This window comes from Haloprofundus halophilus (assembly GCF_003439925.1).
Lineage (GTDB): Archaea > Halobacteriota > Halobacteria > Halobacteriales > Haloferacaceae > Haloprofundus > Haloprofundus halophilus.
Window position 1 is genome coordinate 1,651,980 of sequence record NZ_QQRR01000001.1, and the last position, 19,163, is coordinate 1,671,142.

A 19,163-nucleotide genomic window follows, 5' to 3' on the forward strand; every position below is an offset into this window, starting at 1 on the left:
TAGGTTTTTATAGAATCACAAACAATCCCGGAGTGATTATGTCTCAGCGACGCCGGATGGGCAATCAGCCCATGATCGTACTCTCGGAGGACAGTCAGCGAACGTCCGGAAAGGACGCGCAGTCGATGAACATCACCGCGGGCAAAGCCGTCGCGGAGTCGGTCCGCACGACACTCGGCCCGAAGGGGATGGACAAGATGCTCGTCGACTCCTCGGGCGGCGTCGTCGTCACGAACGACGGCGTGACCATCCTCAAGGAGATGGACATCGACCACCCCGCGGCGAACATGATCGTCGAAGTCTCCGAGACGCAGGAGGACGAGGTCGGCGACGGTACCACGTCCGCCGTCGTCGTCGCCGGTGAACTCCTCGACCAGGCCGAGGAGCTTCTCGACTCCGACGTCCACGCGACCACCGTCGCGCAGGGCTACCGGCAGGCCGCCGAGAAGGCGAAGGAGATCCTGAACGAGCAGGCAATCGACGTCTCCGAGGACGACCGCGAGACGCTCGTCAAAATCGCCGCGACGGCGATGACGGGTAAGGGCGCAGAGAGCGCCAAAGACCAGCTCGCCGAACTCGTCGTCGACGCCGTGCTCGCCGTCGCCGACGAGGACGACATCGACACCGAGAACGTCAGCGTCGAGAAGGTCGTCGGCGGCGCAATCGACAACTCCGAGCTCGTCGAGGGCGTCATCGTCGACAAGGAACGCGTCAACGACAACATGCCGTACGCGGTCGAAGACGCCAACGTGGCGCTGTTCGACGGCGCGCTCGAAGTGAAGGAGACCGAGATCGACGCCGAGGTCAACGTCACCGACCCCGACCAGCTCCAGCAGTTCCTCGACCAGGAAGAGAAACAGCTGCGCGAGATGGTCGACAAGCTCGTCGACGTCGGCGCCGACGTCGTGTTCGTCGGCGACGGCATCGACGACATGGCCCAGCATTACCTCGCCAAAGAGGGCATTCTGGCGGTGCGCCGCGCCAAGAGCGGCGACCTCAAGCGCCTCGCCCGCGCGACGGGCGGCCGCGTCGTCTCCAACGTCGACGACATCGAGGAGGACGACCTCGGCTTCGCCGGCTCCGTCGCCCAGAAGGACGTCGGCGGCGACGAGCGCATCTTCGTCGAGGACGTCGAAGAGGCCAAGTCCGTGACGCTCATCCTCCGCGGCGGCACCGAACACGTCGTCGACGAGGTCGAGCGCGCTATCGACGACTCCCTCGGCGTCGTCCGCACGACGCTCGAAGACGGGAAAGTGCTGCCCGGCGGCGGCGCTCCCGAGACGGAGCTCGCGCTCCAGCTCCGCGACTTCGCCGACTCCGTCGGCGGCCGCGAGCAGCTCGCCATCGAGGCGTTCGCCGACGCGCTGGAGGTCATCCCGCGCACGCTCGCCGAGAACGCGGGTCTCGACTCCATCGACTCGCTGGTCGACCTGCGCTCCCGGCACGACGGCGGCGAGTTCGGTGCGGGTCTCGACGCCTACACCGGCGACGTCATCGACATGAACGAGGAGGGCGTCGTCGAACCCCTCCGCGTCAAGACGCAGGCCATCGAGTCCGCCACCGAGGCGGCCGTGATGATCCTCCGCATCGACGACGTCATCGCGGCGGGCGACCTCCGCGCCTCGACCGACGACGGCGGCGACGACGAGATGCCGCCGGGCGGCGGTGGCATGGGCGGCATGGGCGGTATGGGCGGCATGGGCGGCGCGATGTGAAGATCGGGCAACGCCCGATTTTCAGTGGCAGTCGAACGTAGTTCGACTCAGTCGATGTGAAGCTCGGCTAATTCACAGCCGCGACCCACCGCAACCGCTTCGAACCGTCTCTCGACCGTCGGCCCGTTCGCCGATTCCGCATTTTTCGCGTCGACCGCGCTTCCGAGTGGCGACGCCGTTTCTCGACCGACCGCGTCGCCCTCGGCGTCTCGGCGGCACCGGCGTCCGAGTCGACAGCCGCCGCTCCCGCCGGTGCGACCGTCGCTTCCAAATACAAGCCCAACCGACAACTCGCTCATCTCCCAACACGCAGACAGGTGAGAGCCATGTCGGAGAATCGTCGGACGTTCGTTCGAGGTATCGCGACGACAGTTCTCGCAGCGGGAGTCGCAGGCTGTGCCGATATGGGCGGAGAGGCCGGCGGCGACGGAGGCGACGAAGCCCAGGAGGGAGAGAACGGAACCGATGGTGCCGCGGACGCCGGCAACGAGACGGAGGCAGCCGAGACGGAGGAGACCGGCGAAACAGAAGGGACCGCCGGCAACGAGACTGCCGACGACGAGACCGCCGGGAACGAAACGGTCGACAACGAGACGACCGGCAACGAGAGCGACGTGGAGGGGACGGTCGGCGAGCAGTCACAGCAGGACCTCGAAATCGACCGACACAGCTACTTCCAGCGCGACGGGGAGAGCGGCGTGGAGGGAGTGATACGGAACACCGGCGACACGACGTACGAACTCGTTACCGTCCACGTCGCCCCTCGCGCGGACGAGAGCGACGACAGCGCCAGAGAGTACCCCGAACAGCAGGAGGAGTACCGCGATACGCTCGCCCCGGACGCGACGTGGGAGTTCGAGGTCGTCTTCGATGCGCCCGAGGGACGGAGTCCCGACAGCTACGTCGTCTGGGTGACCGGTCGAGAGGACGCCTAACCGGGCTTTCGATGGACCGCGTCGCCGACTCTGATCGCCGGAGGCGACTCTCGCTCCGCGGTGAGAGACAGCCACGAACGACAAAAGTCACATCCCGACCGTCGTGGTACGGTGTCGCGCATGACCGCAATCAAAATAGTGAAAGTGCTCGGCACCTCGGAGGAATCGTGGCAAGACGCCGCCGAGGAGGCGTTCCGAGAGGCGAACAAGACCATCGACGACATCAGCGGCATCGAGGTCGAAGACTGGACCGCAAAAGTCGAGAACGACGAAATCGTCGAGTACCACACGACGGTGGAGGTCGCGTTCCCGGTACACGGCCAAGAGTAGTAACGGGTAGCCGAGAAGAGATGAGAGTCTCGTGAGCAGGGTGAGGCGGAGAAGCCGTCTCGCTTGCCTGTAGGCGACCCACGAGTCGCCCGCAGACGAAGCGAGCGAGCACGATGGGAGTCACGCGAGCGAAGCGAGCGAGCACGATGGGAGTCACGCGAGCGTAGCGAACGAGACTACATCGTGCGAGCGAGGGTGAACGAAGTGAACCCGAGCGAGCACGATGGGATTTGAACCACCGGAACTTCGCTTCGCTCGTTCCGTAATTCAAATCCCCCGTGAGTCTGTTCCGACACGTCTCGCTGCGCTCGGCGGTCTCTACGAGTACGATGGGAGTCACGCGAGCGTAGCGAGTGTGACTACATCGTGCGAGCGAGGACGAACGAAGTGAGTCCGAGCGAGCACGATGGGATTTGAACCCACGACCGTCGGATTAGAAGTCCGACGCTCTATCCAGACTGAGCTACGTGCCCTCGACTACGACGATTCGGTCCGACCAAAAAGCGATTGTGGTTCATCGCACCGCGCGAACAGCCGTGAGAGCGTGTGTCACCCGTCGAAGCGGTACAGCGACGTGACGTACGGAAGCCGATTGAACATCCAGTACGCGACCGGCAGACCGACGATGGTGACGGCCAAGAAGGCGGCGACGTTCGCCCAGAACCAACTCAGCCACCAGCCGACGACCACGAAGTACACCGCGCGGACGAGAAGCGAGCGCTGGCCGCGCGCCGCCTCCGGTTGGGTGCGCGAGCGGGGTTCTTTCAGGCTCAACACGGTGGGGACGAGGTTCGTGAGTTTGATGCCCAGCGGCAGGAGGACGACCGTCGCCGTCAGAAACCACGCGAGGTTGACCACGAGCGGCGTCGCCCACCAGCCGACGAGCACGAACCACAGCGCACGGACGAGAAGCGAACGGTCACTCATACGTGAACGAAGGCGCTGCCCGAGGAAAAGCGTGCTGGCGTCCGCGAGAACAGCAAGCCTAAGTCCGCCCTGCAAGTATCGAGAGACGAATGAGAGTCATCGGTACCGTCGGCCTGCCCGGCAGCGGGAAAGGCGAGGCCGCGAACGTCGCACGCGAGACTGGAATTCCAGTCGTCACGATGGGCGACGTCATCCGCACCGAGTGCCGCGCCCGCGGCCTCGACCCCGCCGAGCACCACGGCGAGATCGCCAAAGCGCTCCGCGAGGAGAACGGCCCCGACGCCGTCGCCGCGCGGTCGCTGCCGCTCGTCCGAGACCGACTGGAGAACCACGACGCCGTCCTCGTCGACGGCATCCGCTCGGGCGTCGAAGTCGACCGGTTCGAGGAGGCGTTCGGCGACGACTTCTACCTCGTGAGCATCGAAGCGCCGTTCGAGGTGCGCGCCGAGCGTCTCTCCGAGCGCGGCCGCGACCTCGGGGAGGACGACGGCGGCGAAGGGCTTCGCACCCGCGACGAACGCGAACTCGGCTTCGGGATGGGCGAGGCGATGGAACGCGCCGACGTGCGCATCGAGAACACCGACACGCTGGAGGCGTTCCGCGAGCGGATACAGGCGGTCGTCCGCGGTGAGACCTCGGAAGCGAGCGCCGAAGGAGAACGAACGCGATGATATACAGTATCGACGTCCGCATCGAAGCGCCCGTTCGGCCGACCGAGGTGACGGACCGCGTCGCCGACGCCATCACGAACCTCTTTCCGAACGCGGAGCTCGAACACGAGTCCGGCCGGCTCGTCGCCGAGACGCACTCGCTCGACGAGTTCTCGGACCTCCTGCACGAACAGGAGATTCTCGACACCGCCCGCCGCGAGTTCGCGAAGCGGGGCGACGAGTCGGGCTTCTCGTTCGCGCTGAAGAAACAGGCGGCGCTGAAAGGCGTCGTCAACTTCGCCGTCGGTAACCCCGACGAACTCGGCGACATCGAGGTCCACGTCACCGTTCGCGACCCGAGCGTCGACGAGTTCGTCGACCACGTCGCACCGCCGACGAGAGACGGTCGCCCCCTCACCGACTGATGGCTTGGCGGCGGGACAAACCTGGACCGGCGAGCGTCCACGCGGCGGCGCTGATGACCGTTCTCGGGCTGACCGCGCTCGTCACCGGACGGGCGTTTCTCTTCCCGAGTCTCGGACCCTCGGCGTACGTGCTGGCAACCGGCATCGGTGACGAGGACAGCGCCCCGACGCGGGTCGTCGGCGGTCACTTCATCGGCGTCGTCGCCGGGATGCTCACGTATCACCTGTTGGCCGACGGCCTCGTCGCCACCCAACCGCTCGACCCGTTCTCGATGGCCGGCGTCCGGTTGATGGCCAGCGCCACCGTCGCGGTGGGGTTGACGACGGCGGTGATGCTCGCTACCGACCTCCGACATCCGCCGGCGTGCGCGACGACGCTCATCGTCGGCCTCGGGCTGTTGACGAGCGTCGAGGAGGCGGTTATCATCATGGTCGCCATCGTGCTGCTGATGGTCGTCCAGCGGGGGTTGCTGGCCATCCGCCGTGCGACGGGACCGTTGACCGTCCCGTCGGACGAACACACGCCGGAAGCGTCGAAATCGAAGGGCGACCGCAACGTCGCCGACGAGAGTCGCGCCGGCGGAGAGAACGACTGAACCGGTGGTCGGTCGACCGTTCGGCGCGTGATTCGCTGGCAAACAGTTATTACTCGAACCGCGTATCGTCTTCGAAGAGTCGTATTCTGTCGGCTCTGAAAGAACTATGGATTTGGACAACTTCCTCGAAACGCACGGACCGAAGGAGGGCGGCGACGTCTTCCAGCGCGAGAACTCGAAGATGCTCGACGTCTCGCTGGACGGGAGCGTCATGGCGAAGGCGGGAGCGATGGTCGGCTACACCGGCGATATCTCCTTCGAGCGGAAGTCCGGCGGCGGACTGACGGGCATGCTGAAAAAGAAGGCGACCGGCGAGGGGACCGTGCTGATGCAGGCGACGGGGTCGGGTCACCTCTACCTCGCCGACCAGGGAAAGGAGGTCCAGATTCTCGAACTGGACGCCGACGACGAGATAAGCGTCAACGGCAACGACGTGCTGGCGTTCGAGGAGAGCGTCACGTGGGACATCAAGATGATGAACAGCATCGCCGGTACGTCGACGGGCGGCCTGTTCAACGTCTACCTGAAGGGGCCGGGTCACGTCGCCATCACGACCCACGGCGAACCGCTCGTGCTGCCGACGCCCGTCAGCACCGACCCCAACGCCACCGTCGCCTGGAGCAGCAACGTCTCGCCGAGCACGAAGCGGGACCTGAACATCAAGAGCTTCCTCGGGCGCTCCTCGGGGGAGACGTTCCAACTGCAGTTCGCCGGCGAGGGCGGCTTCGTCGTCGTTCAACCGTACGAGGAGCAGTCGCCACAGGAGTGAGTCGGACGCTATCGGTCGCCATCGGTCGCGGCCCAAATCCCGGCCCCAACCCCGACCCCGACCTCGTTCAGGGGACGAGCAACACCGCGACGGCAACGCCGATGAAGACGACTTTCAGCGCGGTGTTGACGGCGACGACTTTCGAGCCGAAACTCGCCCCCCAGATGCCGTACTGGAAGGGAATCGAGCGCTTGAACGTCGAGACGGCGAAGGAGACGATGCCGCCGAGAAGCATCGTTGCCACCGCCTGTCGCGGCGTGAACACGCCCCCGATCTGCGGCGCGATGGTTACCGCGCCCGTCGTCGTGTCGAACGCGAAGACGGCGATGACGGGCACCGCCGCGCCCGGAAGACCGACGAGCGTCGCCAGAGGGTCGGCCACGCTCGTCAACGCCTGTAGCGAGTTCGTCTCTACGAGCAGCGTAACGAGCGCGTAGACGACGGCGAGACGCGGGACGATGCGGCGGAGTTTCTTCCACGTGCTCGTCGCCGCTCCGCGGAGTTTCTCGGGCGTCGACCGCGCCTCGCGGTCCGGCGCGTCGATTTCGTCGGGCAGCGCCTCGGAGTTCACGTTTCGTCCCGACAGCAGCAGCGCGCCCGCCAGAATCCCGACGAGCGTGATGCCGAGCGCGATGGCCGCTCGCGCGCCGACGTACATGAGTCCGACGCGAAGCCCGAGGATGGGAATCAGCACCGGCGCGTAGAACGTGAAGATGTGCTGGACGAAGCCGAAGAACGTGTTGATGGTGACGGCGACGAGCGTCGCGCGGTCGTCCAACATCCCCGAGTCGCGGAACTCAGCGAGCATCCCGTACCCCGCCGTCGTCGACGCGGTGGTCGTCAGAATCGCCGTGCCGACTTCCCGCGGGAGGTTCGCGGGCCTCGTCAGCGGATACGCCAAGACGGTGATGTAGCGCACCGCGCCGAAGGCGACGGCGACGTTGGCGAGGAAGACGCCGACGCCGATGGCGACGGCGATGGTCGCGACGCGGGAGGCGACCTCGGCGAGAAACGACGGGTCGAGCGCCTGTACGACGGACTGCACGGTCTTCGGTCGGTACCGGGCGGCCAAATGGGCGTCGGTCGGCGACGGAGGGGAGTCGCGCTCAGCAGGGAACGACGTCGTCACCGTCGTCGCGTCGAACGTCGTCGTTCGCGACGACGTAGCGCGCGTTCGTCGCCCCGTCGGCCTCCTCGACGACTGTCTCGTTGCCGCTCTCTCGCTCTGCGGAGTACCAGTACGGATGCGTCACTTCGACGTGAACGCCGTCGGCGGTTCGGTCGGTCACGGTCGCCTCCTCGTCGGTGACCGTCGGCGTCGCCCCCCACCCCGTCAGGCAGGACGCCCCTTCGAGTCGCTCCGTGATGTACGCCTCCTCGGCTTCGAGCGCGCGTTCTTTCGCCTCCTCGTCGGGAACGGCGGACGAGGGTATCGCGGTCGGTTCGGGCGTCGGTGAATCGGTGGACGCCGAGTCGTTTCCGGTCGAGTCGGCGGGGTCGGCGGGGTCGGCGGGGTCGGCCGGTCCGGACTGGACACAGCCAGCGATTCCGACGCCGAGCGCGACGCCGCAGAGTCTGAGGGCCTCCCGTCGACTGGAGGGCAGAGACATGACCGCCAAGTTGTAGGTGGCGGCTAAATGCTTTGTGCGGGAGTGACTCAGCCCCGGTACGCGTGCAGGGCGACCAAGAAAACCAAGAGCAGTGGTACGAGTGGAACCGCGACTTCGAACGGGACCAGAAGCAACGTCAGCGAGGCCATCACGACGAATTCGAGGACGACGAGAACGCTGATGACTTCGGAGGGGTTCGCCATCGCCGTGCGATTTCTGTCTCGACGTGATAACTCCCGGGGTGAGTCGGGGTCGGACAGCACACCCGCACACTCGCACATCCACCGGCACATACCGACGACCGGCTTACACTAACGACCGACGCGTACTGACGACTGATGCACGCTACGACAGAAACGCGCTAAGGACCGATTCACACCAACACGAGAACGACGCCGAACAGCACGAGCACCCCGAGCACGTCGCAGGTGTTCGTCACCACCGGGATGACCACGTCGTCGGGGTCGAGTTCGAGGCGGTAAGCGGCGTACGTCGCGACCAGCGTGACCACGATGGCGAGCACCGCGAGCACGGCCCCGCTGGCGGTGGCGACGAGAACGACGGTCGAGAAATCCAGTGCCGCACCGCCGACGAGCGTCTGAATCGCCCACGCGCCCGCGCCGACGAGCGGAAACAGCGTCAGCGAGAGCCCGATGGTAGCGACGGCGTTGCCCAACAGCAGTTCGTCGTCCGGGGCGAAGTCGAGCAGACCGAGGTGGAACGCCGTCGAGAGACGCGCGGCGAGGATGCTCCCCAGATTACCCGCCATCCCGATGGTGACGGGCACGAGCACGAGAAGCGACGGGTACCGCAGCAGCGTCGACTCGAACGTGTCCAGCACGAGGCCGCTGGCGAGTTCGACCGCCGTCAACACGAGGAGGACGGGGAGCATCGTCCGCATGATTCGGCGGACGGTCCACTGCGTGTCGGGCACTCAGCCACCCCCCAGCGCGAGCACGACGCGGGCGGCGAACAGCATCGTCGCGATGCCGACCACGTCGCCGGTAGTGGTGACGACGGGGCCGGCGAGCGTGTCGGGGTTCATCCCCCGTCGATAGCCGTAGAAGACGACGCTCAGTACCGCGACGGTCAGCAACAGTCCGGAGATGACGCCCGCGATAGCGGCGATGCCGACGAGCGTCCAGAGCGTCGCCACGGGTCGGCCGAGAGAGACCAACACGGCGTAGGCGAGGACGGCCGCGAAGACGCTGACGAGAATCCCGTTGGCGAGTGCGGCGACGATAGCGTTGCGGATACGCCGGTCCGAGAACGTGAAGTACGGTTCGACGAGACCCTGGTGGAGGCCGGAGGCGAGGCGAGCGCCGAGCGACCCGTAGACGTTCCCGCGGGTCGCCAGAAGCGCCGGGACGAGGACGATGAGTCCGGCGACCCGTTCGAGTTCCGCCTCCATCCCGCCGAGGACGACGCCCGCGAAGAGACCGCCGACGGCGCTCAACAGCAGCACCGGTAGCGCCTCGCGGTACGCTTCGACGGCGACGTCGCGGACGGACATACGACCACAGACGCGCGGCGGCGGTAAAAATCGGGTGCGAGAGTGTACGGAACAACTGTGTGTCACGGTGACACTGAAAAAGGCGCCGGGGTGTCACGGCTCGCAACGGTGCGCGTCGACCGATATCACGCCGCGGCTCGGCTATCGGCGTCGTCGCCGACGAAGACGAGCGCACCCGTCAGCGCCGCCGCGGCGGCCATCGAGACGGCGAGCACCGAGAAGGCCACGCGGAAGTCGGCGACGTCCGAGAGTATCCCGACGGCCGCCGGCGCGAGCGCTCCCGCCACCATCAGTAAGGTCCGAACCGCGCCGAGGCCGCCGCCGGCGACGCTGTCGGGGATGACCGAGACGAGGTACGCCCCCCGAACGGGGCGAAAGCCGTGCGAACCGAGGCCGAGCGCGACGACGATGATACCCAGGACGGGAACGGTCGCCTCGCCGACGGCGACGAGCGAGACGAGCGCGAGCGACGCGAGGCCGAGGGTGAAACCGACGATGGGGAGTTTACCGACCCGGTCGCTGGCCTCGCCGGTGACGAGCTGAACGAGGCTGACGACGAACAGCACGCTGTAGATACTGTTGGCCGTGACCGTCGAGAGTCCGGCGCTCTGTTCGAGATACAGCGGAAGAAACGAGACGACGCCGTTGTACGCGAAGGAGAAACAGACCGTGACGAGCACGAAGACGAAGAACCGGGGACGGCGAAACAGCGCGGCGTACTCGCGGACGCCCGCGCCCCGGTCGGCGGCGACGTTGCGACTGTCGGGGACGCGCTTCGGAACGCGGAGCGCGAACGCGCCGGCGAGGGCGACGCCGACGCCGCCGCCGAGCAGGAACACCGCGTGCCAGTCGGTGTACGCGCCGGTGCTCAGCGCCACGACGGCGGCGGGAGCGGCGACGCCGCCGAACGCGCCGAGCGTGTCGAGAGCGCCGAGCGCTCGTCCCGTCTGCGCGGGGTACACCTGCGAGAGCAGGCGGACCGCGACGGTCTTGTGCACCCCCGTACCGAGGCCGACGAGCAGCATCGCGACGACGACGAGCGCGAACGGAACCGACGGGACGAGCGCGAGCGCCCCGACGGCGGTGACGACGGCGCCGGCGGTGATGACGGTCACCGCGCCGACGCGGTCGGCGAGCGCACCCGAGGGGAACTGCATCACCGCGTAGACGAGCATCAACGCCGTGTACGCGGTGCCGACGACGGCGTTGGAGACGCCGTACTCCGCCTGGAACGTGCCGAAAAGCGGCGGGAACGCGTACCGAACGAACTTGGCGAGAAACCAGAGAAGCGCCGTCAGGACGAGCGCGTCGAAGCGGGCGAGCGAACGCAGACGGCGATACATTCAGGTGGGGGTTGTCGGCGAGCGGCAAAAGGAAACTGAAACCGGCGGTTCGCGAAGCGAACGCCCGAGACGAGGGAAAAATGATTATATAGCTACTAGTTATCGACACAGATATGGACAGAGCATCGGTCGCACTCGGCGGCGCGCTCAGCGCCGTCACCTCCGTCGTCGCCGTCGTCCTGTACGGGCCGCAGGCCGCCGCTCCGTGGGGAGTCCTCGCTGGGGCGGTCGTCGCGCTCCGCGCCCGCGACGCCACCGACGGCCTCTTCGACGGGGCGCTCGCCGGCCTCGTCGGCGCGGTCGGCGGCGTGCTCGCGGTGGTCGGCTTCTACGCGCTCGACGTGTACTTCCACGTCGGAGACGCCGAAGTCGCCGGCAGCGTCGGCGCGTACTTCTCGGTCCCGAGCGTGGTGATGTTGGTGCCGTCGTTCGCCCTCGGCGGGATGCTCGCCGGCGCGCTCGGCGTCGTTCTCAGAGACCGAGTCGAGACGAGGGTCGGCGCGTGAAAACCGTTCGCCGACTGACGCTCAGAACGGGCCGAAACCGCCCATGCCGCCACCGCCGCCGCCCTGTTTCTCCATCTTCTTCATCATCCGCTGCATGTCGCCGTCTCCCATCCCCTGGAACTGCTTGAGCGTCTGCTCCATCATCTTGTGCTGTTCGAGCAGTTCGCGCACGGTCTCTTCGTCTCTTCCGCTGCCGCGAGAGATGCGGCGAACCTGACTCGCACCGACGCTTCGGGGGTTCTCCATCTCGGCCTCGGTCATCGAGTCCATGATTATCTCGAAGCTCCGCATCCGGTTCTGCGTGACGTCCATCGCGTCGTCGGGCAGTTGGTCCATGAGTCCGCCGCCGAGCCCCGGAATCATGTCCATTATCTGGTCGAGCGGTCCCATCTTGTTCATCGCCTCCATCTGCTTCTGCATGTCCTTGAGCGTGAACGACCCCTTCATGATGTCCTCGGGGTCCCAGTCCTCGTCCTCGGCCTGGGTTTCGGACATCGCGCGCTCGACGCGCTCTGAGAGCTGTTTGAGGTCGCCCATCCCCAGCAGCCGCGAGATGAAGCCGTTCGGCTCGAAGCGCTCGATGTCCTGCACCGTCTCGCCCGTCCCGAGGAAGGCGATGGAGGAGTCCGTCTCGTTGACGGCGGTCAGCGCGCCCCCGCCTTTCGCCGTCCCGTCGAGCTTCGTGATGACGACGCCGTCGATGCCGATGGCCTCCTCGAACTGCCGGGCCTGCTCCTTCGCGCCCTGACCGATGGCCGCGTCGAACACGAGGAGACTGAGGTCGGGGGCGACGAGGTCCTCTATCTCCTCGATTTCGGCGATGAGTTCGTTTTCGAGGCCGTGGCGACCCGCGGTGTCGACGATGTGGACGTCGGCGTCCTCGGTCGCCTCCAGGCCCTCGCGGGCGATGGCGACGGGGTCGGACTCGTCGGGGTCGCCGTAGAACTCGACCTCCGCGCGCTCGCACATCTGCTTGGCCTGGTCGTACGCGCCGGGGCGGAACGTGTCAGTCTGGATGACCGCCGGGCGCAGCCCCTTCTTCGAGAACCACCACGCCATCTTCGCGGCGGAGGTGGTCTTCCCCGACCCCTGGAGGCCGGCGAGGAGGATGGTCTGCGGTTCGAGCGGAATCTCGGTGGACTCGCCGACGATGGCGACCATCTCCTCGTAGACGATCTTGAGGACGTGGTCGCGCGCGGACGTTCCTCCGGGCGGTTCCTCCTCCAGCGCGCGGGTCTTGATGCTGTCCGACAGCTCCATCACGAGCGAGACGTCGACGTCGGCCTGGAGGAGCGAACGCTGAATCTCCTTGACGACCGCCTCCACGTCCTCCTCGCTGAGGCGGGTCTTCCCTTGCAGCGTCTCCAACGTGCCGCGAAGGGAGCTACCGAGGTTGTCGAGTACCATTTGCCAAGAGTACGCCACCGAACCGGTAAAGGCTTTATTCGTCGCGCCGCGGCGACCCGTCGGTGTCAGGTCTGGCGAACTCGACGGAACGTTCACCAGAACCGACTCGAACCGAGATTTATCCCCGCGGGCGACGCCCTCTCCCCTATGACGAACGACGCAGGCGACGACCAGTCGCCCGGCGGCGACAGCACGACCGGGTGGGAAGAGGCCGGCCGAATGGAACTGAACCCGGACGCGTTCCTCGAAGACGACGAGGGCTACGCCATCGAGTGCCCGGAGTGCGGGTCGCAGACGCCGCTCATGCGAGTCGTCGAGACGGGTCGATGCGACGGCTATCGAGGAGACACCGTTCAGTGTAGCGCGTTGCTGCGCGTCGAACTCGCCTGGAAGTCGGAGGGCGAACCGGAGTAGCCGTCGCTCACCGTAGGAGTCGAAAGCGCGGATAGAGGCGGGAAGCGAGCTATTCCTCGTCTTCGAGGAGGCTCGCGACGAGTTCCTCGGGGACGAACCGCTCGATGTCGTCGTACTCCTGGCCCGTGCCGAGGAAGAGAATCGGCTTGCCGGTGACGTAGGCGATGGAGATGGCCGCGCCGCCCGAGGAGTCGGCGTCGGCCTTCGTCAGAATCGCGCCGTCTATCTCGGCGGTCTCGTCGAACTTCTTCGCCCGCTGGACGGCGTCCTGACCGGCGACCGCCTCGTCGACGAACAGCGTCATGTCCGGGCCGACGACGCGGTCTATCTTCTCCAACTGCGCCATCAGGTCGTTGGAGGTGTGGAGCCGACCGGCGGTGTCGCCGAGGACGACGTCAATGTCGTGGGCCTCGGCGTACTCGACGGCGTCGTAGATGACCGCCGCCGGGTCGCCGCCCTGCTCGTGGGAGATGAGCTTCCGGTCGAGGTTCTCGGCGTGCTTGCGAATCTGTTCGTTCGCGCCCGCGCGGTAGGTGTCGCCGTTGGCGAGCACCGTCGAGTAGCCCTGCTTCTCGAAGTACTCCGAGAGTTTGGCGATGCTCGTCGTCTTCCCGACGCCGTTGACGCCGGTGAAGATGATGGTGACGGGCTTGTCGGCGTCGGCGATGCGCTGGTCGAAGTCGAACTGACCGACACTGATGACGTCGAGCAGCGCGTCGTGCAGCGCCTCCTCGACGAGTTGCGCGGTCGTCTGCACCTGCTTGCGCGTGGTGCCGAGCATCTTCTCGCGGATAGTGTCGAGCATCTGCTCGGCGACGCCCATCTCCACGTCGCTCTGCAGCAACGCCATCTCCAACTCCCACAGCGGCTGTTCGAGGTCCTCCTCCTCGATGATGATACGGCCGGTGGCGAACGCCGCGGCTCGTTTCAGTCGACCGGGCCCCGACTGCTCTTCCTCGCCGTCGTCGACGGACTCGTCGGGGACCGGTTCGGGAGGCGTCTCCGCGGGAGACTCGGCGACCGCTTCGGCGGCGTCCGTCCCGGTGGTGTCGGCGTCTTCGGCGACGGCCTGTGCCGACGGTGCGCTCTCGTCCGGTTCGGCCGTCCCGGTCGCTTCGGCGACGGTGTCGGCGTCGGCTCCGTGGGCCGACGTCCGCGCCGGCTCCGTCGTCTCCGTTGCGCCGTTCTCGACTGCGCCGCTCGTCTCGGTGCCGTCGACGGACTCCACGCTCGCGTCGACCGATTCAGCCGTCTCCGCGGCGGCCGCGCCGGTCGCGTCCGTCTCCGCTGCGTCGGCCTCCGCTACGCTTTCGGCCTCCTCCACGCCTTCGGCTTCCTCTACGTCTTCGGCCTCGGCTTTCTCCTCGGCGGTCTCCTCAACGTCTTTGCGGAAGCTGTCGAGCTTCTTCTTGAGTCCGTCGAACATGAGGGGTCTCGTGAGTTACTCGTCGTCGCCTTCCTCCTGCTGCATCTGCTGCATCTGCTGCATCTGCTGCTGCTGGAGGCGCTGCTGGAGTTCCTGTGCTTGCTGTTCGATCTCCTCGCTCTCGTCTTCGAGGTCGCGGATTTCGCCTTCGACGCCCGCGATACGCTCGTCGACGGCGTCCTGCTTGCTGCGGAGCGCCTCGATGGCGCCGTCTCGTTCCTGCTCGGCCGCGTAGTTGCCGCCGAGACTGACGACGACTTCGTCGATGTCCTGGACTTCCGCGCGGACGTACGCGCCGCCGCCGAGCGGTACCTGGACCGTCGAACCGGTTTCGAGCGTCTCCAGCGCCTCGATGGCCTCGTCCATCTCGGTTTTCTCCTGTTCGAGGTCGGAGACGTCGGCTTCCAGTTCCTCTATCTCCTCGTCGATGGCCTGCAGTTCCTGCGAGAGCTGCTGAAGTTGCTGCTGTCCGCCACCGCCCATCATTGTGCGGTCACCTCGTCGAGTTCGACCTGCATGCGCTTGAGACCGTGTTCGCTGCCGAACCGCGAGAGCGTGTACTCGCGGGCGACGTTCTCGTTCTCGGCTTCGATTTCCTTGGTAAACGTCCGATAGCCGTCGCGGCTTCGGAATCGGCCGCGTACAGTAAACTGGCTCATGGGAAAGCGTGGGGTAGCGAGCGGGAAGTATCTTCCTACTCGGGGAGTCGAGCGGAGCGCTCGAAGCGGCAGACGCGGCCCCGAAAAGTCGACGAGTTCAGTCGATGTAGCCGAGCGTCTCCTCGATGCGTCCGAGTTCCGGGCCGGTCGTCTCCTCGCCGACGACGTAGCTCTCGTCGTTGGCGACGAGTCCGGAGCCGACCAACGGCGCGCCGTAGTTGACGGTGCCGATGTCGGCGTAAACGTCGAGGTGCTCTTCGAGCGCCTCCAGTTCCGGTTCCCGGGATTTCGGGTGACAGAGGACGCCGGTGTTGTTGGCGACCGCCGCGGTGCCGACGGTCCGGACGTCGCCGAGGTCGCCGCGTTCGACCGGCACGTCGAGCGCTTCCTCGACGGCCGCGACGGCCTCGTCGTCGAGGTCGGGGTGGACCCACGCGCCGTAGTCGTTGGCGAGGACGACGTTACCGGCGGCGTTGATACGTCCCGGCAGCGGAACGACCGGGAGACCGACCGCGTCGGCGATTCGCTCGCGTTCGCGGTCGGTCGCGCGACCGGAGACGAGAACGCCGTTCTCGTTGCCCATCGCCAGCGCGCCGACGGTGCCCGACCCGCCGACCGTGGTCGGCACTGCGGGGACGCCGAACTCGTCGGCCAGAGACGAGACGAGTTCGTCGTCCGCGTCCGGACGGACGAGCAGGCAGTCGTTCGTCGCACGCGCGAAGACGCCGACGTACGGCGACCCGGCGAAGGAGGCGCGAAGCACCGTTTACTCGGCTGGTTCGGCCTCGACGATGGCCTCGCCGTCCTCGTCGAACCGCGCGGCGCGGACGCGAATCTTGCGCGGCGGGTTCTGGCGACCCTCCGCCCAGACGGCCTCGTTCAGCGACGGTTCGAGGCGGACGGCGTCCTCGTCGACGTTGAAGTTCTTCGCGAGGTGCTGGCGGATGAGGCTCATCGCGCGGTCGGCACGCTTCTGAACGGCGACTTTCTTCACGCCGCGGAGCGGAACGGTGACGACACGTTCTTCGAAGTCACTTGCGCTCATTATTCGTCAGTGTCGCTTCGCCGCCAGTTGCGGCGCTTGGGGTTTCGCGTGACTTGCATGTCCGTCTTCAGCATGACCCACGTGGGGACGCGGCTGTTCTGGCGCTCCAGTTTCGCCAGCCGCTTCTTCTTGGCCTTCGATTTTTTACTCATAGTAGCAGTGGGTTCCGTTGCGCGGCATAAAATCTTGTTCCTTCGCGTCGCGTCCGCGTCACTGAATCGCACGTGTCCGCTCGTGACAGCCGGTGACGACGTTCCGCCCGCGATTGTCCGTCTCGGTATCCGGCTTTCGAGACGGCACCTCCCGAGTGCGCTCGAACCAACCGGACGATAGAACGTCGGTCGGTTCGGGCGACGACCCGCAGCGTACACGGTGTTCAGCGGCCGGTTGGTCTGCTCTACCACCTTATATTCTTGTCATTAAATTCTAATTATTTAATTGCTCGACAGTTATAAGTTAATAGAGCTAATACATCTATCCTATGGTTCCGCCGACACACTACTACCGCCGGTCCGACGAGACGAGTCTCTGCGTGGACATCGCCCGAGCCGTCGGAAAGCTGTTCGACGTAGATCCGGGGGAACTACCGCCGCTGGCGGACTCGTTCGACGTCGAAGCCGCCGAGGCCGTTCTCGAGAGCGAAAGCGAGACTGTCGTCGTCTTCACGTATCTGGGTCAGTGCATCACGATCACCAGCGATAGGATGATAACCATCGAATCGCCCGGCGGCGGAGTCGGGTACGGGCGCGTGACGAACGGGCACGACGCCTGAGTCGCGGTCGCTGACGCGGTCGAAGGGAGGTGGCTGTCGACACCAGCTACATGTGACTCGCGGCCGTACCCGCCGTATGTCGCGAAACTTCCGCGGCGAGGACAGAGGAAAACGCGTCGTCGACCACGAAGGCAACGAGGTCGGCACTATCGAACTCGTCGACGACAACGACGAGTACGCGAACGTCGAGCGCGGGGGCAGCATCACCGAGGGAATCATGGAGATGCTCGGGTGGGAGTCCGACGGCGACAGCAGACTCCACCGCGAGCACGTCATGGAGATGAACGACGAGGAGGTGCGCCTGAAAGAGCCGCAGGAACGACGCGAGTAGGAGCGGGGCCGATACGACGCCGCACTCAGAGCGCGAACTGCCTCACCGTCGAGTACTCCGGGCCGTCGGGGCCGAGAACGCTCTGCTTCAGTCGAAGCTGCTCGACCCGGAACGTCCCGACGGTGGGTTCCGTCCCGCGAACGACTCGTCGAACCACGTCTTTTCCCCGGGAGTCGTCCATCCGCGCCAGCGTCACGTGCGGCGTGAACTCGCGGGACTCCGGCTCGAACCCGATGGCGGTCGTCTCCCGTTCGACGGCTTCGGCGAGTCGCGTCGTCCGCTCGCCGCCCGCTTCGAGGCCGAGCCAGACGACGGTAATGTAGTCGAGCGACGGGAAGACGCCCAACCCCCCGACCGTCGCCTCGAACGGGTCGACATCCGCGGCGTCGACGGCCGATTCGAGCGCTTCCCCGACTTCCTCGACCCGGTTCTCGTCGGTTTCGCCGAGAAACTTCAGCGTGAGATGCGCCCGCGTCGGGTCGACGAAACGCAACCCCTCGGCGTCACGGAGGTCGTCTTGGACGGCGGCGACGGCGTCGGCGAGCGAACGCGGCAGGTCGATGCTGACGAACAGTCGCATGTGCGAGTGTCCGACGAGGAGCGCGTTAAGCGTCGGGGGCGGGCGCAGACGGTGAGCGGCGTCTCGGCCGTCGGTAACCGGGGGTGAAAGTGAACGAGCCTGTCGATGGACGGACGCTACGGCGTCTGAACCGCCCGTAGTTAGCGCCGCTGTTCACTCCCGATTCGGGGCGACAGTGGATTTACCCGGATGCGACCCCAAGCGAGCGTGTAGCGGTTCTCCGACCGCACCCATCGCGATGACCAGATACGGCTACGCGGCGATGAACACGACTCTCCGCGAGGAGGGCATCAGAGCGAATCGCGGGATGCGACAGGCGACGTTCGAGGAGCGCGGCCTCCAGTACGCCGGGGAGTTGGCGGAACGGAACTGTCGAGACCTACGTCGAATCGTCGAGTGGAATCTCGACCGCGACATCCGGTTCTACCGAATCACCTCGGACCTCCTGCCGTGGTACAGTCGGTACGAAATCGACGACCTGCCGAATGCGGCGGCCGTACTCGGAGAGCTCGAAGCGGTCGGCGCGCTCGCCGCCGATAACGACCTCCGCCTGTCGTTTCACCCGAGTCACTTCGTCAAGCTGGCGAGTCCCGACGAATCGGTCGTCGAAAACGCCGTCGTCGACCTCGAAAACCACGGTTCGCTCATGGACGCGATGGGGCTGTCGCGGACGACGTACAACGCCATCAACGTCCACATCGGGGCGCACTACGGCGACAAGGAGGCGACCGGTCGTCGGTTCTGCGAGAACGTCGACCGCCTCTCGGAGTCGGTCCGGACCAGACTGACCGTCGAAAACGACGACAGAGAGTCGCTCTGGGGCGTCTCCGAGCTGGTCGACGCCGTCGCCGACGAGGCCGGAATTCCGGTGACGTACGACGAACTCCACCACCAGTTCACAGACCGCGGACTGACGCGACGGGAGGCGGCGCGGTTAGCCGCCGGCACGTGGGAGACGACGCCCATCGCGCACTACAGCGAGTCGAGGCGGCTGTACGAGACCGATTCGACGAGTCGCCCGCAGAACCACAGCGACTACGTCCGAGGTCCGATTCGGACGTACGGGACGGGTGCAGACGTGATGATAGAGGCGAAGATGAAGGAGCGAGCGGTTCTGAACTACCGACGACGGGTCGCCGAGGAGGCCCGAAGTCGAGCGAGAGACGACGGCCGCGGGACGTAGCGCTTATCCAGCGCCGTCGCCAAAGCC

Annotated in this window: 27 protein-coding genes and 1 tRNA gene; 12 read left to right on the forward strand and 16 right to left on the reverse strand. The window is 66.2% G+C overall.

The window, feature by feature from the left end; translation table 11 throughout:
• The first annotated feature begins 71 nt into the window (after nt 1-71).
• The 3 genes from thsA to DV709_RS08350 all read left to right on the forward strand — a co-directional run bounded on the left by thsA (nt 72) and on the right by DV709_RS08350 (nt 2,980).
• Complete coding sequence (gene thsA, locus DV709_RS08340) at nt 72-1,715, forward strand: thermosome subunit alpha (protein WP_117593578.1); 1,644 nt, start codon at nt 72-74, stop codon at nt 1,713-1,715.
• A 404-nt stretch (nt 1,716-2,119) separates the two neighbouring features.
• Nucleotides 2,120-2,650, forward strand: a complete 531-nt coding sequence (locus DV709_RS08345) for a hypothetical protein (RefSeq protein WP_157972690.1) — start codon at nt 2,120-2,122, stop codon at nt 2,648-2,650.
• Nucleotides 2,651-2,770: 120 nt separating this feature from the next.
• Nucleotides 2,771-2,980 (forward strand): dodecin family protein, encoded by a 210-nt coding sequence (locus DV709_RS08350; protein ID WP_117593581.1) that lies wholly within the window; start codon nt 2,771-2,773, stop codon nt 2,978-2,980.
• Nucleotides 2,981-3,378: 398 nt separating this feature from the next.
• Here the strand turns inward: DV709_RS08350 and DV709_RS08355 are convergent.
• Together DV709_RS08355 and DV709_RS08360 are read right to left on the reverse strand one after the other, a co-directional pair.
• Nucleotides 3,379-3,453, reverse strand: a tRNA-Arg gene (locus DV709_RS08355).
• Nucleotides 3,454-3,529: 76 nt separating this feature from the next.
• The gene (locus DV709_RS08360; RefSeq protein WP_117593583.1) at nt 3,530-3,907 is read right to left on the reverse strand and encodes a YccF domain-containing protein; all 378 of its coding nucleotides are present in this window, start codon (nt 3,905-3,907) and stop codon (nt 3,530-3,532) included.
• Between the two features lie 89 nt (nt 3,908-3,996).
• On the opposite strand from DV709_RS08360, the gene DV709_RS08365 reads away from it, so the two are divergent.
• From DV709_RS08365 to DV709_RS08380, 4 genes are all read left to right on the forward strand, one after another.
• Nucleotides 3,997-4,578 (forward strand): AAA family ATPase, encoded by a 582-nt coding sequence (locus tag DV709_RS08365; RefSeq protein WP_117593585.1) that lies wholly within the window; start codon nt 3,997-3,999, stop codon nt 4,576-4,578.
• Nucleotides 4,575-4,982, forward strand: a complete 408-nt coding sequence (locus tag DV709_RS08370) for an RNA-binding domain-containing protein (RefSeq protein ID WP_117593587.1) — start codon at nt 4,575-4,577, stop codon at nt 4,980-4,982. Before DV709_RS08365 ends, DV709_RS08370 begins: the two co-directional genes overlap by 4 nt.
• Nucleotides 4,982-5,578, forward strand: a complete 597-nt coding sequence (locus DV709_RS08375; protein WP_117593589.1) for an HPP family protein — start codon at nt 4,982-4,984, stop codon at nt 5,576-5,578. The genes DV709_RS08370 and DV709_RS08375 overlap by 1 nt, the downstream gene beginning before the upstream one ends.
• A 106-nt stretch (nt 5,579-5,684) precedes the next feature.
• Nucleotides 5,685-6,347, forward strand: a complete 663-nt coding sequence (locus tag DV709_RS08380) for an AIM24 family protein (RefSeq protein WP_117593591.1) — start codon at nt 5,685-5,687, stop codon at nt 6,345-6,347.
• Between the two features lie 67 nt (nt 6,348-6,414).
• On the opposite strand, the gene DV709_RS08385 is transcribed toward DV709_RS08380, so the two are convergent.
• The 6 genes from DV709_RS08385 to DV709_RS08405 form a co-directional block, all read right to left on the reverse strand.
• Nucleotides 6,415-7,392 (reverse strand): nucleoside recognition protein, encoded by a 978-nt coding sequence (locus DV709_RS08385; protein ID WP_117594190.1) that lies wholly within the window; start codon nt 7,390-7,392, stop codon nt 6,415-6,417.
• A 61-nt stretch (nt 7,393-7,453) separates the two neighbouring features.
• Entirely contained in the window at nt 7,454-7,957 is a 504-nt protein-coding gene (locus DV709_RS08390; protein ID WP_117593593.1) for a hypothetical protein, read from the reverse strand.
• A 47-nt stretch (nt 7,958-8,004) separates the two neighbouring features.
• Nucleotides 8,005-8,160 (reverse strand): hypothetical protein, encoded by a 156-nt coding sequence (locus DV709_RS18020; protein ID WP_168191218.1) that lies wholly within the window; start codon nt 8,158-8,160, stop codon nt 8,005-8,007.
• A 170-nt stretch (nt 8,161-8,330) separates the two neighbouring features.
• Nucleotides 8,331-8,858 (reverse strand): magnesium transporter, encoded by a 528-nt coding sequence (locus tag DV709_RS08395; protein ID WP_117594192.1) that lies wholly within the window; start codon nt 8,856-8,858, stop codon nt 8,331-8,333.
• Nucleotides 8,859-8,891: 33 nt separating this feature from the next.
• The gene (locus DV709_RS08400; protein ID WP_117593595.1) at nt 8,892-9,470 is read right to left on the reverse strand and encodes a magnesium transporter; all 579 of its coding nucleotides are present in this window, start codon (nt 9,468-9,470) and stop codon (nt 8,892-8,894) included.
• Nucleotides 9,471-9,595: 125 nt separating this feature from the next.
• Nucleotides 9,596-10,813: an MFS transporter gene (locus DV709_RS08405; RefSeq protein WP_117593597.1), complete on the reverse strand. Its 1,218-nt coding sequence runs from the start codon at nt 10,811-10,813 to the stop codon at nt 9,596-9,598.
• A 113-nt stretch (nt 10,814-10,926) separates the two neighbouring features.
• Here DV709_RS08405 and DV709_RS08410 point away from each other — a divergent pair, with 113 nt between their 5' ends.
• Nucleotides 10,927-11,319 (forward strand): hypothetical protein, encoded by a 393-nt coding sequence (locus DV709_RS08410; RefSeq protein ID WP_117593599.1) that lies wholly within the window; start codon nt 10,927-10,929, stop codon nt 11,317-11,319.
• 21 nt (nt 11,320-11,340) lie between these two features.
• Here the strand turns inward: DV709_RS08410 and DV709_RS08415 are convergent, their stop codons facing one another.
• Nucleotides 11,341-12,726 (reverse strand): signal recognition particle protein Srp54, encoded by a 1,386-nt coding sequence (locus tag DV709_RS08415; protein ID WP_117593601.1) that lies wholly within the window; start codon nt 12,724-12,726, stop codon nt 11,341-11,343.
• A gap of 147 nt (nt 12,727-12,873) precedes the next feature.
• Here DV709_RS08415 and DV709_RS08420 point away from each other — a divergent pair, with 147 nt between their 5' ends.
• A complete protein-coding gene (locus DV709_RS08420) occupies nt 12,874-13,140 on the forward strand; it encodes a hypothetical protein (protein WP_117593603.1) in 267 nt (88 codons plus the stop codon).
• Between the two features lie 49 nt (nt 13,141-13,189).
• On the opposite strand, the gene ftsY is transcribed toward DV709_RS08420, so the two are convergent.
• From ftsY to DV709_RS08450, 6 genes are all read right to left on the reverse strand, one after another.
• Nucleotides 13,190-14,566 (reverse strand): signal recognition particle-docking protein FtsY, encoded by a 1,377-nt coding sequence (ftsY, locus tag DV709_RS08425; protein WP_117593605.1) that lies wholly within the window; start codon nt 14,564-14,566, stop codon nt 13,190-13,192.
• A gap of 15 nt (nt 14,567-14,581) precedes the next feature.
• Nucleotides 14,582-15,049, reverse strand: coding sequence for a prefoldin subunit alpha (pfdA, locus tag DV709_RS08430; RefSeq protein ID WP_117593607.1), 468 nt, complete (start codon nt 15,047-15,049; stop codon nt 14,582-14,584).
• Entirely contained in the window at nt 15,049-15,225 is a 177-nt protein-coding gene (gene rpl18a / locus DV709_RS08435) for a 50S ribosomal protein L18Ae (RefSeq protein WP_117593609.1), read from the reverse strand. The genes pfdA and rpl18a overlap by 1 nt, the downstream gene beginning before the upstream one ends.
• Nucleotides 15,226-15,322: 97 nt before the next feature.
• A complete protein-coding gene (locus DV709_RS08440; protein WP_117593611.1) occupies nt 15,323-15,988 on the reverse strand; it encodes a translation initiation factor IF-6 in 666 nt (221 codons plus the stop codon).
• Nucleotides 15,989-15,991: 3 nt separating this feature from the next.
• Nucleotides 15,992-16,270, reverse strand: a complete 279-nt coding sequence (locus DV709_RS08445) for a 50S ribosomal protein L31e (RefSeq protein ID WP_117593613.1) — start codon at nt 16,268-16,270, stop codon at nt 15,992-15,994.
• Nucleotides 16,270-16,422 (reverse strand): 50S ribosomal protein L39e, encoded by a 153-nt coding sequence (locus DV709_RS08450; RefSeq protein WP_058583304.1) that lies wholly within the window; start codon nt 16,420-16,422, stop codon nt 16,270-16,272. The genes DV709_RS08445 and DV709_RS08450 overlap by 1 nt, the downstream gene beginning before the upstream one ends.
• 329 nt (nt 16,423-16,751) lie before the next feature.
• Between DV709_RS08450 and DV709_RS08455 the strand changes: the two genes are divergently transcribed.
• Together DV709_RS08455 and DV709_RS08460 are read left to right on the forward strand one after the other, a co-directional pair.
• Nucleotides 16,752-17,042: a HalOD1 output domain-containing protein gene (locus DV709_RS08455; RefSeq protein ID WP_117593615.1), complete on the forward strand. Its 291-nt coding sequence runs from the start codon at nt 16,752-16,754 to the stop codon at nt 17,040-17,042.
• A 76-nt stretch (nt 17,043-17,118) separates the two neighbouring features.
• Complete coding sequence (locus tag DV709_RS08460; RefSeq protein ID WP_117593617.1) at nt 17,119-17,373, forward strand: PRC-barrel domain containing protein; 255 nt, start codon at nt 17,119-17,121, stop codon at nt 17,371-17,373.
• 25 nt (nt 17,374-17,398) lie between these two features.
• On the opposite strand, the gene thpR is transcribed toward DV709_RS08460, so the two are convergent.
• Nucleotides 17,399-17,953: an RNA 2',3'-cyclic phosphodiesterase gene (thpR, locus tag DV709_RS08465; RefSeq protein WP_117593619.1), complete on the reverse strand. Its 555-nt coding sequence runs from the start codon at nt 17,951-17,953 to the stop codon at nt 17,399-17,401.
• Between the two features lie 238 nt (nt 17,954-18,191).
• Here thpR and uvsE point away from each other — a divergent pair, with 238 nt between their 5' ends.
• A complete protein-coding gene (gene uvsE, locus DV709_RS08470; RefSeq protein WP_117593621.1) occupies nt 18,192-19,136 on the forward strand; it encodes a UV DNA damage repair endonuclease UvsE in 945 nt (314 codons plus the stop codon).
• Nucleotides 19,137-19,163 lie beyond the last annotated feature (27 nt).